15 protein-coding genes are annotated in these 13,047 nt (G+C 43.0%); 6 read left to right on the plus strand and 9 right to left on the minus strand.

Annotation, left to right across the window (positions count from 1 at the left end; translation table 11 throughout):
• Nucleotides 1-23: 23 nt before the first annotated feature.
• The 7 genes from atpA to A7P54_RS02735 form a co-directional block, all read right to left on the minus strand.
• Complete coding sequence (gene atpA, locus A7P54_RS02705) at nucleotides 24-1,568, minus strand: F0F1 ATP synthase subunit alpha (protein ID WP_004801981.1); 1,545 nt, start codon at nucleotides 1,566-1,568, stop codon at nucleotides 24-26.
• Between the two features lie 42 nt (nucleotides 1,569-1,610).
• Nucleotides 1,611-2,147, minus strand: a complete 537-nt coding sequence (locus A7P54_RS02710; protein WP_171548566.1) for a F0F1 ATP synthase subunit delta — start codon at nucleotides 2,145-2,147, stop codon at nucleotides 1,611-1,613.
• Nucleotides 2,148-2,158: 11 nt separating this feature from the next.
• Nucleotides 2,159-2,629, minus strand: coding sequence for a F0F1 ATP synthase subunit B (locus A7P54_RS02715; RefSeq protein ID WP_004801977.1), 471 nt, complete (start codon nucleotides 2,627-2,629; stop codon nucleotides 2,159-2,161).
• 39 nt (nucleotides 2,630-2,668) lie between these two features.
• Nucleotides 2,669-2,914 carry a F0F1 ATP synthase subunit C gene (atpE, locus tag A7P54_RS02720; RefSeq protein WP_000424060.1) on the minus strand — a complete coding sequence of 82 codons (246 nt, stop codon included), beginning with the start codon at nucleotides 2,912-2,914 and terminating at the stop codon, nucleotides 2,669-2,671.
• An 82-nt stretch (nucleotides 2,915-2,996) separates the two neighbouring features.
• Nucleotides 2,997-3,872, minus strand: a complete 876-nt coding sequence (gene atpB / locus A7P54_RS02725; RefSeq protein ID WP_004801976.1) for a F0F1 ATP synthase subunit A — start codon at nucleotides 3,870-3,872, stop codon at nucleotides 2,997-2,999.
• 100 nt (nucleotides 3,873-3,972) lie between these two features.
• Complete coding sequence (locus A7P54_RS02730; protein ID WP_004801974.1) at nucleotides 3,973-4,371, minus strand: ATP synthase subunit I; 399 nt, start codon at nucleotides 4,369-4,371, stop codon at nucleotides 3,973-3,975.
• A 170-nt stretch (nucleotides 4,372-4,541) separates the two neighbouring features.
• Nucleotides 4,542-5,381, minus strand: coding sequence for a metal ABC transporter substrate-binding protein (locus tag A7P54_RS02735; protein WP_005200703.1), 840 nt, complete (start codon nucleotides 5,379-5,381; stop codon nucleotides 4,542-4,544).
• Between the two features lie 219 nt (nucleotides 5,382-5,600).
• Between A7P54_RS02735 and A7P54_RS02740 the strand changes: the two genes are divergently transcribed.
• The 3 genes from A7P54_RS02740 to znuB are packed head-to-tail and all read left to right on the plus strand — an operon-like array spanning nucleotide 5,601 to nucleotide 7,672.
• Complete coding sequence (locus tag A7P54_RS02740; RefSeq protein WP_004801969.1) at nucleotides 5,601-6,098, plus strand: transcriptional repressor; 498 nt, start codon at nucleotides 5,601-5,603, stop codon at nucleotides 6,096-6,098.
• Complete coding sequence (znuC, locus tag A7P54_RS02745; protein ID WP_171548567.1) at nucleotides 6,071-6,859, plus strand: zinc ABC transporter ATP-binding protein ZnuC; 789 nt, start codon at nucleotides 6,071-6,073, stop codon at nucleotides 6,857-6,859. Before A7P54_RS02740 ends, znuC begins: the two co-directional genes overlap by 28 nt.
• A gap of 3 nt (nucleotides 6,860-6,862) precedes the next feature.
• Nucleotides 6,863-7,672 carry a zinc ABC transporter permease subunit ZnuB gene (znuB, locus tag A7P54_RS02750; protein WP_004801966.1) on the plus strand — a complete coding sequence of 270 codons (810 nt, stop codon included), beginning with the start codon at nucleotides 6,863-6,865 and terminating at the stop codon, nucleotides 7,670-7,672.
• Nucleotides 7,673-7,681: 9 nt separating this feature from the next.
• Here the strand turns inward: znuB and A7P54_RS02755 are convergent, their stop codons facing one another.
• A complete protein-coding gene (locus A7P54_RS02755) occupies nucleotides 7,682-8,305 on the minus strand; it encodes a LysE family transporter (RefSeq protein ID WP_171548568.1) in 624 nt (207 codons plus the stop codon).
• Nucleotides 8,306-8,462: 157 nt separating this feature from the next.
• On the opposite strand from A7P54_RS02755, the gene A7P54_RS02760 reads away from it, so the two are divergent.
• The 3 genes from A7P54_RS02760 (at nucleotide 8,463) to A7P54_RS02770 (ending at nucleotide 12,298) form a co-directional block, all read left to right on the plus strand.
• Nucleotides 8,463-9,383, plus strand: a complete 921-nt coding sequence (locus tag A7P54_RS02760) for a Dyp-type peroxidase (RefSeq protein WP_171548569.1) — start codon at nucleotides 8,463-8,465, stop codon at nucleotides 9,381-9,383.
• 172 nt (nucleotides 9,384-9,555) lie between these two features.
• On the plus strand, nucleotides 9,556-11,346 hold the full coding sequence (gene argS / locus A7P54_RS02765; protein ID WP_171548570.1) for an arginine--tRNA ligase: 1,791 nt from the start codon (nucleotides 9,556-9,558) through the stop codon (nucleotides 11,344-11,346).
• A 340-nt stretch (nucleotides 11,347-11,686) separates the two neighbouring features.
• Complete coding sequence (locus A7P54_RS02770) at nucleotides 11,687-12,298, plus strand: SPOR domain-containing protein (protein WP_004801958.1); 612 nt, start codon at nucleotides 11,687-11,689, stop codon at nucleotides 12,296-12,298.
• 55 nt (nucleotides 12,299-12,353) lie between these two features.
• Here A7P54_RS02770 and A7P54_RS02775 read toward each other — a convergent pair whose 3' ends face one another.
• Entirely contained in the window at nucleotides 12,354-13,007 is a 654-nt protein-coding gene (locus A7P54_RS02775) for a glutathione S-transferase (RefSeq protein WP_171548571.1), read from the minus strand.
• Between the last annotated feature and the right edge of the window lie 40 nt (nucleotides 13,008-13,047).

The raw sequence follows: 13,047 nt of genomic DNA on the forward strand, positions 1-13,047 counted from the left end.
TAAAGTTTTAGCTATTGCTAAAATTAGTAAGTTTGAGTCGCTTTGAAGCTTTCAATACCTGATTTGATTGCTGCTTCGATGTCTTTGTTGTAATCACCAGTTTCATCGATCTGTTGCATTAACGCAGCTTGTTCAGAACGGAAGTAAGAAATTAACGCAGCATCAAAGTCTACGATTTTCTTCACTTCTACGTCAGCCATATAGCCTTCGTTAGATGCATAAACAGAAACAGCTTGGTCAGCAATTGAGTAAGGAGCATATTGTTTTTGCTTCATTAACTCAGTTACACGTTGACCATGCTCAAGTTGCTTACGAGTTGCTTCATCAAGATCAGAAGCGAACTGAGCAAACGCAGCCAATTCACGGTATTGCGCTAAAGCAGTACGGATACCACCAGACAATTTTTTGATGATCTTCGTTTGAGCAGAACCACCAACACGAGATACAGAGATACCCGCGTTCACAGCAGGACGAATACCTGCGTTGAATAATGATGTTTCTAAGAAGATCTGACCGTCAGTAATCGAAATTACGTTGGTTGGTACGAATGCAGATACGTCACCAGCTTGAGTTTCAATGATCGGTAACGCAGTTAAAGAACCAGTTTGACCAGTTACTGCACCGTTCGTGAACTTCTCAACATAATCAGCTGAAACGCGCGAAGCACGTTCAAGAAGACGCGAGTGAAGATAGAATACGTCACCTGGATACGCTTCACGACCTGGTGGACGACGTAAAAGTAATGAAATTTGACGGTAAGCAACAGCTTGCTTAGACAAATCATCATAAATAATTAACGCGTCTTCACCACGATCACGGAAGTATTCGCCCATTGTACAGCCTGAGTACGGAGCTAAATACTGCATTGCTGCAGGATCAGCGGCCGCAGCTGCGACAACAGTTGTATACGCCATAGCGCCAGTTTCTTCTAGCTTACGTACCACGTTTGCAATTGTTGATTGTTTTTGACCAATCGCAACGTATACACATTTAATGCCAGAGTTTTTCTGAGCGATGATCGCATCGATCGCCATTGCTGTTTTACCAGTTTGACGGTCACCAATAATCAACTCACGCTGACCACGACCTACAGGGATCATGGTATCAACTGATTTATAACCAGTTTGAACAGGTTCGTCGACAGACTGACGCCAAATTACACCTGGTGCTACTTTTTCAACAGCATCAGTTAATTTTGCATCAATTGGGCCTTTACCATCAATTGGATTACCCAAAGCGTCTACGACACGGCCAAGAAGTTCAGGACCAACCGGAACTTCTAATACACGACCTGTGCAACGAGCTTTTTGACCTTCTTGAAGGCTTAGGTAGTTACCTAAAACAACGGCACCCACTGAATCCTGTTCTAGGTTCAGTGCCATACCAAATAAGCCGCCGTCGAATTCGATCATTTCACCGTACATTGCATCTGCAAGACCGTGAATGCGCACGATACCGTCAGATACCATGACGATGGTACCTTCATTCTTCGCGGTCGCGCTGGTGTCCAGATCGCCGATACGCTGTTTAATGAGCGCACTGATCTCGGATGGATTCAGTTGTTGCATTGCGCTATTCCTCAATCTTTTTTAAGTTCAGTCTTTTTGCTATTACGCAAGAAGACGAGTCCGCATTTTTTCAAGCTTGTTAAGCGCAGAGTCATCTATCACTTGGTCGCCTGCACGAATCACAACACCTGCGATCAACGCTGGATTAACGTTAACAGTGACATGAACTGTTCTGTTAAAACGTTTTTCAAGCGCATGAGCTAAAATATGCTCTTGTGTCGCATCCATTGGAAAAGCAGATTCAATTTCTACTTCCAATGTGTTGTTGTTCTGCGATTTAAGTAGTTCGTATTCTGTTGCGATTTCAGGCAATAAAACTAAACGATCATTATCTGCAAGCAATGTCAGAAAGTTAGACACTGATTGAGTTTGATCTTCACCTAAAACCTTGGCAAAAAGACCTACTTGTTCCGCAGGAGTCAGCTCAGGGCGATTTAAATAAGCGGAAAATGCTTCATCTTGCACCGCAGCACTGAGCAGTTGTAACGCATTTGACCAAGCGTCAGTTGCATTCTGCTCAGATGCATAAGCAAATGCTGCTTTGCTGTACGGGCGTGCTAACGTCAAGAGTTCAGCCATATTCGCCTCGCTTAAAGTTTAGCAGCCAGCTGATTCAGCATGGCATTATGAGCTTCTGCGTCAACTTGTTGGTTCAGAATTTTTTCTGCACCAGCAACTGCCAAAGCAGCAACTTGTTGACGTAATTCTTCGCGAGCAGAATTGATGTCTTGATCAACAGTTTCTTTCGCCTGTTGACGAATACGCTCACCTTCAGCAGATGCTTGGGTACGCGCTTCTTCGATCAATTGTGCTGAACGACGGTTCGCTTGTTCGATCAATTGAGCCGCTTGTGCTTTTGCTGCGTCTAATTCTGCCTTTACTTGTGCTTGCGCATCAGCAAGGTCAGCTTTTGCTTTTTCAGCAGCGTTTAAGCCATCAGCGATTTTACGCTGACGCTCACTAATCGCATTGATTAGTGGAGGCCAAACAAACTTCATGCAGAATGCGACAAAGATCGCAAATGCAATTGCTTGGCCAATCAATGTGAGGTTGATATTCATTTCGCTATTCCTCAATATGTGGATTTAGGAATTAAGCTATTAACCTACAAATGGATTAGCGAAGATGAAGAACAAGCCAATACCAACACCGATCATAGGCACAGCATCAAGAAGACCCGCAATTAAGAACATACGAGTTTGAAGTTGTGGAGCCAATTCTGGTTGACGAGCAACAGCTTCTAAGAAGCGACCGCCTAAAAGACCAAAACCAATCGCAGTACCTAAAGCACCGAAAGCGATCAAGATAGCAGATGCAATTGCAACTAGACCTAAAGTGAGTTCCATGAAAAATTCCTCAGAGGTTAGGTTATTACCAAATTAAACTAAAATTTAAGCCCAACGATCAGGTGATAGTTAGGCAATACCATTAATGCTTTTCGCTTGCCATGCTCAAGTAAACGATGGTCAGCATCATAAAGATAAATGCTTGCAGCGTGATTACAAGAATGTGGAAAATAGCCCAAGGCACAGATAACGCCCACTGGATCCAGAACGGCAATAATGCGATCAAGATGAAGATCAACTCACCCGCATACATGTTACCGAACAGTCGTAGAGCTAACGAAACTGGACGAGCAAGGAAAGTTACTAATTCCAAAATTAAGTTCACTGGAATCAATAACGCTTTTGCAAATTTGTTACTTGGGTTGAATGGGTTAAGTGCCAATTCACCGACGAAACCGCCGATCCCTTTTTCACGAATACTATAGAACAAAATTAAAACAAATACAGACAACGACATACCAAGGGTAATGTTCGGGTCAGTAGATGGAACAACTTTGAAGTAAACGTGGTGAGGGTCCATACCAAATACGTTTGCACCAATCAATTGAGCTGTATACGGGATCCAGTCAACAGGGATTAAGTCCATTGCGTTCATGAGGAAAATCCACACGAAAATGGTTAATGCCAATGGTGCAATTAAACGTGATTTGCCGTGGAAAGTATCACGAACACTTGAGTCTACAAACTCGATAATCATTTCAATCGCTGATTGGAATTTAGTTGGAACACCTGCATTCGCAGCTCTCGCAACTGTCCAAAACAACAAACAGAAAATCACACCAAGTCCGATAGACCAACCCATTGAATCCAAGTGAATTGCAGTGAACCCCATCGAATGAGCTTCTTCAGCAGTCTCAGCCAATTTCCATGTACCATCAGGCATTTTGCCATAGGTCATATTGGTCAAGTGATGCTTGATATACTCGGTCGAAGTCAGGGCATGTTCTTCAGCAGCCATAAATCACACCTGGTCAATGTCAATCATTAAAAAGAAGTAGAAACGAATCAAGCGGATGGCAAAGATCCCGCCTCTACTTCCAAAAATCTCAAAATGTGTTTTATCCTCGTTTTTGTAGACGTGCCACCCAAAATGGCGCGACCCACGACATCGCTTGTACGAGAATAAATCCACAAAACAATGCAACCGGTGACAGCGGTTTAACATTGCTCAAAATTAATATAAAACCCACGATCACAATCGCAAACTTACCGAGCATTCCTCGGTACATATTCAGCATGACTTGTTTTGATGCTCTTGCGCCTGCCGTTCTAAACGACTGCCAAGCAAAATAACAATGTGCCAACCAACATACCAAAGCCCCAAGCGCAGCACTCAAAGCAGCAGTTGTATCTTTCATTGCCCATGCCAGTAAAGCGGCAACAGGAATCATACATGCTTGTAAGAAGACCAAAGCTTTTGCTAATCGTCGGTCAATCATGCGACTAGTTTGGCTCATTTTTTACCCACTTACAGCAGAACTGCTTGACAAGTTTTAATCATGATCGTTTCGAATCGCAGGCATTATAGAGTTACACCCCTGAACATGCAATCTTTTCTCGACTTAAGTCTGCTTTTTTCGTTACCATATTTTTTGACGTTAGAGTCAATTGATTTTTATTTTTTTGATCAATTTTGTGCACTTATTACGCATTTATCGGTTTTTAAAGCCAATTTTTGCCATGCTGTTACAAAATTATCTTCACCACGCATGCTTTCATCTACCGATTGGAAAACTACTGGGTTCATTTTTTGGTACTGACTGGCACTTGCTGTCGTTTCGGCCAATAAGCACATTTTATTTTGCGGACGATTGTCTCTTAAGTACTTAATCTGAGCTGCCGTTGGTGCAATATGTGGATCATCGGTCAGCGCACCTGCAAATTTCAGGTTCAATGCTCTTTCTAGATACTGATAGGCATCATGATAAGACCAATAGTTTTTGGCTTTATTAGAGCTTTCATATTGTTGTGAGGCTTGCAGCATCTGCTGAGAGAACTCTTTGGCATTGGCCATATATTTGGCTTTATTTTCTGGATATTGCTGCGAACGTAAAGTTGCAATAAAGAAAGCGATACGTACCGCATTATTTGGATCTAACCACACATGACTATCTACCGTGTTCGCCATAGATGCACCACGCAAATTACGCAGCGGTAAAGTCGTTAAAATGCCTGAATCCAATAGCGCAATCGCTTTACGGTTCTGATTTAGCATCTTTTCAAGCGGTGCCTCATGCGCTTTCCCAAGCCAAATCACCAAAGAGGCATCTTGAATCGCTTTACGGTGTGCTGGTGTGAGTTGTACGTCATGGCCACTTTGATCTTTTAATAACAGAATCGGTTCTTCTACTCCGTCTGTTACTTCTTTGGCAATCAGATAAATTGGGTGTGTTGAAACCACCAAGCTTTGTGTCCAGCCCCATGTGCTTAACATCGAAAACAAGACCAAGACAAATAGGCGAGACATCACAACATTACTCAATTTAGCGAAGCATGTTATAATATAACAAAAGTTAAAAAATGCCTATGTCTATTTTTAGATTCGCTGCACTATCCGTCGTGCATTTAACTTATATAGATAGTTATCATAAATTGCATGTTATGATAGCGGGGCTATTGCGACACTATTCAGACACTTGATGTCAGTGAAAATTCAATAGGCTCTACAAAACAATGAGGTCAATCTATGAGTTCTTGTTCACATGAACATGACAATGCTTTACATGGTGTTCACGGTCATCACGATATTAAAGCACGCCTTGCCGAAGCAGAAATTTTATGCACTGCGACTGGCGCTCGTCTGACACCTTTACGTAAAGAAGTACTTGAACTCATTTTAAATGCATCTGCACCAATGGGTGCTTATGACTTATTGGCGAAAATTAAAGGCCAAGCAGATCGCCCTGCCGCGCCTCCTACGGTTTACCGTACTTTAGACTTTTTATTAGAAAAAGGCTTAATTCATAGACTTACATCTATTAATGCCTATATTCCTTGTTGTCATCCACGTGAAGGCCATCAAGCGGCTTTTCTGATCTGTACGGAATGTCATTCTGTGAAAGAAGCATCAGCACAAGGTTTGATCCAGCAACTCGATCAACTTGCGTCATCAGACCAGTTTTTAGCGCAACATAGCATTATTGAAATCTCTGGAAAATGTCATCAGTGCAGCACACGCCAGTAAGCACTCCACTTATTCAGCTGGAGAAAATCTCAGTTCGTCGTGATGAGCTGGATATTTTAAGAAATGTAGATTTTGCCTTGCAGGCAAAAGAAATTGTGACGTTGATTGGTCCCAATGGCGCAGGCAAATCTACATTGATCAAAGTGCTGTTAGGTATCATGCCGCCGAATACAGGCAAAATTCACTTTTCTAAAAAATTAAAAATGGCCTATGTTCCGCAGAAGTTTAACCCTTCTGCGAGCCTCCCTTTACGCGTACAAGATTTGCTTGATCTAGAAGTCTGCGAACAGGCGTTACGCGAAGAGATTATTCGCGACACAGGCATTCAAAAATTACAGTCATCCAAAGTACAGCAGCTTTCAGGTGGTGAACGGCAACGGGTGTTACTGGCTCGTGCTTTATTGCGTCAACCCGATATTTTAGTACTAGATGAACCAATGCAAGGCTTGGATATTCAGTCCGAAGCTGAGCTTTATGAATATGTCCGCAGTTTGCCTGAACGCTATGGCTGTGCTGTGTTGATGGTGTCACATGATCTACAATGGGTGATGCAAGGTACGCATCGCGTAGTCTGCCTTAACAAACATATTTGCTGTAGTGGTTTACCTGAAAGTATTCAGCAACATCCAGAATACCAAGCGATTTTTGGCACCCAACGTATGTTCTATCAGCATCATCACAATCACTGTGGGCATAGTGATCATGCCGAACCGTGTTCGCACGATCCACGCCCACATATTCACCCTGAGCCAAAGGTCTAAGCCATGATGGAATGGTTACAACTCCTCCTCCCTGCTTGGATCATGGGGTCATTACTGGTTTTTCTAACCGCTCCTCTCGGCTGCTTGATGCTTTGGCGCAGAATGTCTTTTTTTGCAGACACCATGGCACACGGCACCTTACTCGGTGTCGCAGTTGCAGGGATTCTGAATTTACCTTTTTGGCTGGGTGTCGCTTGCCTTGCGCTGTTGCTGGTTGCTCTTCTTTGGGTTTTGCACGATTCACGCCTACCCAATGATGCATTACTCGCTTTAAGCTCAGCCACCCTCCTCTGCTCTGGTCTGCTACTGATTCAGCAAGTACCAAGTTTGCGTCCTGAATTGCTTAGCTATTTATTCGGCGATTTACTCAGTATCGAGTGGGCTGATTTACCCATGTTTGCCGTGGTGATTGCAGGTGCATTAATCGTACTTTATCGTTCATGGTCAGCGCAGATTCAAATTGCGATTGATCCTGATATCGCCATGAGCGAAGGCGTCAGTGCCAACTGGCAACGTTTGATCTTCATGTTGTTATTGGCTTTGTTTACCGTATTGGCATTACGTGCGGTCGGTTCATTATTGATGGGTGCTTTACTGGTGATTCCAGCCCTGAGTGCACGCTTATTGGCGCACTCCCCCAAACAAATGGTGGTTTGGGCATTTGTGTTGGCACAGCTCGGGGTCACGGTTGGCCTATGGTCGAGTGCTGCACTGAATATTTCTACAGGCTTAAGTATTGTTCTGTGTATGGCACTTTGCTTTGCCGCTATTTTCATCACGCAAAAACTCAAAAGCCAAGCTCAATCTGCCTAAATCAGGCAGTCAGCTTGACTGTTGAATTGCACTTAATAAAAGTGCTGCACCACTAAACATCACCGCAAAACCACGATTTAAATATTTTTGCTGTGTTGGTGAGCGAAGCAGTCTCAATACTTTCGAAGCCAGTCCGGTATAGCCCGCCATGACAATCAGATCGATCGTCACCATCGTGACCGCCATAATTAAGTATTGCAGCCATTGTGGTCGACTCAAATCTAGAAATTGCGGTAAAACAGCCAGCAAGAATACAATGGCTTTAGGATTACTCATATTCACCACAAAGCCTTTCAATATTAAGGCTAAAGCGGATTGAGGTTGCTCCTGTCGAATCTCAATCGACTGAATCGGTGCAGTCCACTGCTTATACGCCAAATAAACCAAATAAGTGACGCCAAACCATTTCACCACCTGAAAAGCCAAAGGTGTTGTCGCAAACAGCACACCAACACCTGCTGCCACAATCAGAATTTGTATGAGTAACGCCACTTGCAGGCCAATGACGTTCCAATAGCCATGTCGAAAGCCGTAGTTGAGGCCACTCGACATTGACGCAATTGCGCCTGCGCCTGGTGAGATACTAATCACCCAGCACGCCAACATAAAAGCAAACCAAATCTGCAAAGACATAACGACTACAGTCGAACAATAAAAGGTGAATTATACCGTTTTATCAGCGCATCACGTTGATATTTTAGGCAAGAAAATTTAGCAAATAAGCTACTCTACCCTGATAACATCAGGCACAATTATCGTTTTCCCCTTAAAAATAACTAAGGAGTTTTTAATGACTGCGCAATCTGTCATTCTTCCATTACCTTCTGACCACGCCCGCTTTATTGTTTTACGTTTAAAAGATCTAAGCATTGCCGAATTAAAACAACAGATTGAAGCTCTCCTTTCGACCCGTGACCGTTTAATCACACAACACCCCAATGACCAGATTAAAACAGCCATCGCTTTTGGTCCCGAACTTTGGGCGCGACTCAACTCGCAAACACCTGAAGGATTTAAACAACTCGACCCGCAACAGGGTGCCTTTAATATGCCAGTGGTGCCTGCTGATGTATTTATTCATCTCGCCAGTGCCCGTGCAGATATTTGTTTTGCCATGAGCCAAACTTTTTTTAACGGCATTCAAGACAAAGTCGAAGTCCTAGATGAGCGTGCTTGTTTCCGTTTCTTTGATGGCCGTGATATGACAGGCTTTATTGATGGAACAGAGAATCCGCAATTTCCAGATGACCGTGCAGAAGCAGCATTACTACCAGAAACAGCAGGTGCCTTTGCCGAAGGCAGCTTTATCTTTGCGCAGCGTTATATTCATGATCTTGCAAAATGGCAAATGCTGAAAGTCGATGCGCAAGAACATGTGTTTGGCCGTACCAAACTTGAGTCAATTGAGTTGGATGATGATGTAAAACCAGAAAACTCACATGTCGCACGTACAGTCGTTGAAGACGATGAAGGTGAGGAAATGGAAATCTTGCGTCACAGCTTGCCTTATGGTGATGGCAAAGGTGAGCAAGGCTTATTCTTTGTCGCTTACACCAACAATTTAAGCATTATTGACGAGATGCTGAAACGTATGTTTGGGACCACAGGTGATGGCATTCATGATCGCTTGCTGCATTTTACTACCGCAATTGATGGTGCTTATTACTTCGCGCCAAGCGATGAATTATTAGAACAGATTTTAGAAGATTAGAACCACCAGATGCTATGTTTATCAATGACATAGCATCTGTATGACCACCAAATTTCTACTCACGCCAAAAAGATTTATGTGAATATGTTAATTCCGCACAAATCCCACTCCCCTTAAGCCGATAAAATTTGCTATATTGGTCGTTTTTCCGCGACATTTATTTTCGGTAACTATGAATACGGCAATACAAGCAGCTCTCGATCATGCGGTACAAACCCTGCAACAACAAGGTGTACTTCCTTCAGATTGGACCAACACGAGCCATTTAACCCGTACCAAAGACCGAAGTCACGGAGACTTTGCTTCAAATATCGCCATGATCGGCTCAAAAGTTGCAGGTATGAAACCTCGCGATCTCGCTGAAAAAATCTTGGCAGCCCTGCCTGAAGTCGCTGACATTACCAAAGCAGAAATTGCAGGTCCGGGTTTTATCAACTTCTTTTTGAATGCTGACCAACGCTACGCGGTACTCGACCAAATTCAAGCACAAAAAAATGATTATGGTCGTAGCCAAGCCAACGCAGCTAAAAAGATCCAAGTCGAGTTTGTCTCAGCAAACCCAACCTCTAGCCTGCATGTCGGCCATGGTCGTGGCGCAGCGTATGGTATGACCGTTGCGAATCTATTAGAAGCGACAGGTGCAACCGTTGATCGTGAATACTATGTCAATGACGCAGGTCGTCAAATGGACATTTTGGCGACTTCAACTTATTTACGTTATTTAGAATTGACGGGACAAACTTTAGTTTTCCCTAAAAATGCCTACCAAGGCGACTACGTCAAAGAAATCGCACAAGAAATTATTGATAAAGATGGCAATGCACACGTTCGTGCCGTTGCTGACATCTATAAAGATGTACCAGAAGATGTTCAATACGCTGAAGAACTCGATGCAGAAGGCAACAAAGTTGTGCTTTCTGGCGATAAAGAAAAACACATTGATGGTTTGATCGCAAACTCACAACAACACTTGGGTGCGGACTACCGTGTTTTCCATCAAGCAGCGTTACATGCCATCTTAGATGACATCAAAGATGACTTGGCTGACTTTGGCGTGACCTTTGACAAATGGTTCAGTGAAGACTCTTTAACTGACAAAATTGACGAAGCGCTTGAGACATTAGACCAGCGTGGTTACCTCTATGAAAAAGAGGGTAACATCTGGTTTAAATCAACTGAATTTGGTGATGAAAAAGACCGTGTGGTAAAACGTCGTAATGGTCAAACCACTTACTTCGCCTCTGACATTGCTTATCACTTAAATAAATTACAACGCGGCTATACTGACCTGATTGATATTTGGGGTTCAGACCACCACGGTTATATTTCACGTGTCAAAGCTGCCATTGATGCAATGGGCTATGACTCGAAGAAATTGACTGTGCTTTTGGTTCAGTTCGTAAGCTTGTGGCGTGGCGGTGAGATGGTACAAATGTCATCTCGTTCGGGTCAGTTCGTGACTTTACGTGATCTACGTAAAGAAGTGGGTAATGATGCCGCACGTTTCTACTATGTGATGCGTAAGTCTGAACAACACATCGACTTTGACCTTGATCTTGCGGTTTCACAAAGCAAGGACAATGCGGTGTATTACATTCAATATGCCCATGCACGTATTTGTCGTATGTTAGAAAAAGCAGCCACTACAGGGATCAGTTTTGATGCTGTTGCAGCACGCGAACAAGCCAATCGTTTAGAACTTGATGCTGAAACAGAAATTCTGTCTAAGCTTGCTGCTTATCCTGATATTTTAGTCCGTGCGGCAAATGTCTATGAACCACACCAAATTGGTAACTATCTTAAAGAATTAGCTGCCCTATTCCATGCTTGGTATAATGAGCATAAAGTTTTGGGTGATGATGTAGCGCTTACACAAGCACGTTTATTGCTTTCAATCAATGTACAGCAAGTTTTACACAATGGCTTAGAATTACTCGGTGTCTCCGCTCCTGAGACCATGTAAAAAGTGAAGCAAAAGCTTCACACATGGTCGCAAGACGGAGGGCTGTGCCCGAAGTAACCATGTAAAAAGTGAAGCAAAAGCTTCACACATGACTGCAAGACCGAAAGCTATGCTTGAGATGGGCTGTAAAACAGCAAAGCAACACTTTGCACATCGTCGCAAGACCAAAGGCTATGCCTGAGGTAAAACGGCAACCAGTAAATCAAAGCTTAAACACATGTAAACTTAAACCATGATTGTTAAACAATATGGTAAACAAAGCATTATTTTTAAACATAATGCTTTGTTTTTAAGCAGATTCAAGTTACAAATAACCTAATAGGATCAAGAGGAATTTCTGGTGTTTGGAAAAACGCAACGTGGTGTATCTGAACGACCAAACAAGCCCAAAAAACCACTCATTCCAAAGTGGTTAGGAATGCTTGTCGCAGTTCTCGCGATCCTGTGCGCTGCCGTGATGCTCATGCTTTGGCAACCATGGCAGCCTGTTCCTGCAAAAAATCAGGTAACTTCTGAACACTATGAAGAAGAAAATACCAATAAAGACTACCGTTTTTACGACTTACTTCCGCAACAGCAAGTAACCCCAATTCCTGAGCAAGCCGTGCCAGAATCTAAACCTCAGGGCAATGTTGTGATTATCGAGTCACCAAAACCTGAAACCACAACAACAGAAGATCCAAGTGGCATCACCCCAAGTGAACAAGCTGCAGCTCCTGCACATGCAACTTATATTTTACAAGTACGTAGCTACCCTGACCCAGACAGTGCTGACGCACGTCGTGCAGAAATCATCCTGAATGGTTTATCTGCAGATGTGGTGAAAAGCGTTGAAAATGGTCAAACTTGGTATCGTGTGTTCTCTGGACCTTATGACAGCCAAGAATCTGCGCTTGCTGCTCAACAGACCTTACAACATAGCGGCATTGATTCAATTGTAATTAAACGCTAAAAATAGAGTCACAATAAAAAAGGGAACAATCAGTTCCCTTTTTTATGTTAAAAATTTATGTGCATTGAGAATGCAGCGTTCCTTGTTCAGCACGTTGAAAAGCCGGACGCTGCTGAACACGTTGTACAAAAGCCTGAATGTTTGGATACTTACCATGTAAGCGGTTCTGAATCGCAATCAATGGAAAGGCCATTTGAATGTCAGCAAAAGAAAAATCACCTGCAAAATAATCATGTTTTGACAAATAATCTTCAAGATACAAAATATGTTCTTTCACCCGTGGACGAACAAAACCAGCTTTAACACCATCGGTAATTTTTTCCGCAATCGGACGAATCACCCAAGGAACATGTTTGCTGACATTATTCATCACTAGGGTCATGACCAATAACGGCATCAATGAACCTTCTGCATAATGCATCCAGTACAAATATTGATGTTGATCAGATGCCTGCTGAGGTTTAAATTTGCTTTGAAGATCATACTGCTGTTGCAAATAATCGAGGATTACAGCAGATTCAACAATGACATCATCCCCATCGACCAAAATAGGTGCTTTACCGAGAGGATGAATTTGTTTAAGGCTTTCTGGCGCTGCGTAACTGGCTGACCTTTGGTAATACTCAACTTGGCAATCCACACCAAGTTCTTCTAACGCCCACAATATGCGGAACGAACGTGAGCATTGTAGGTAATGTAAGGTAATCATTTTTGTGCCTGCTTTTTAGCTGCGTAACTATGGTTTTAGT

The sequence above is a fragment of the Acinetobacter sp. Ac_3412 genome (assembly GCF_013072675.1).
In the GTDB taxonomy this organism is placed as follows: Bacteria; Pseudomonadota; Gammaproteobacteria; order Pseudomonadales; family Moraxellaceae; genus Acinetobacter; species Acinetobacter higginsii.

Coding starts and splice junctions, on each gene's coding strand:
- A7P54_RS02735 (WP_005200703.1), bottom strand. CDS start 5,381: ATGTCTCGCCTATTTGTCTTGGTCTTGTTTTCGATGTTAAGCACATGG.
- A7P54_RS02715 (WP_004801977.1), bottom strand. CDS start 2,629: ATGAATATCAACCTCACATTGATTGGCCAAGCAATTGCATTTGCGATC.
- A7P54_RS02710 (WP_171548566.1), bottom strand. CDS start 2,147: ATGGCTGAACTCTTGACGTTAGCACGCCCGTACAGCAAAGCAGCATTT.
- A7P54_RS02740 (WP_004801969.1), top strand. CDS start 5,601: ATGAGTTCTTGTTCACATGAACATGACAATGCTTTACATGGTGTTCAC.
- A7P54_RS02730 (WP_004801974.1), bottom strand. CDS start 4,371: ATGAGCCAAACTAGTCGCATGATTGACCGACGATTAGCAAAAGCTTTG.
- znuB (WP_004801966.1), top strand. CDS start 6,863: ATGATGGAATGGTTACAACTCCTCCTCCCTGCTTGGATCATGGGGTCA.
- atpB (WP_004801976.1), bottom strand. CDS start 3,872: ATGGCTGCTGAAGAACATGCCCTGACTTCGACCGAGTATATCAAGCAT.
- argS (WP_171548570.1), top strand. CDS start 9,556: ATGAATACGGCAATACAAGCAGCTCTCGATCATGCGGTACAAACCCTG.
- A7P54_RS02755 (WP_171548568.1), bottom strand. CDS start 8,305: ATGTCTTTGCAGATTTGGTTTGCTTTTATGTTGGCGTGCTGGGTGATT.
- atpA (WP_004801981.1), bottom strand. CDS start 1,568: ATGCAACAACTGAATCCATCCGAGATCAGTGCGCTCATTAAACAGCGT.
- znuC (WP_171548567.1), top strand. CDS start 6,071: ATGTCATCAGTGCAGCACACGCCAGTAAGCACTCCACTTATTCAGCTG.
- A7P54_RS02760 (WP_171548569.1), top strand. CDS start 8,463: ATGACTGCGCAATCTGTCATTCTTCCATTACCTTCTGACCACGCCCGC.
- atpE (WP_000424060.1), bottom strand. CDS start 2,914: ATGGAACTCACTTTAGGTCTAGTTGCAATTGCATCTGCTATCTTGATC.
- A7P54_RS02775 (WP_171548571.1), bottom strand. CDS start 13,007: ATGATTACCTTACATTACCTACAATGCTCACGTTCGTTCCGCATATTG.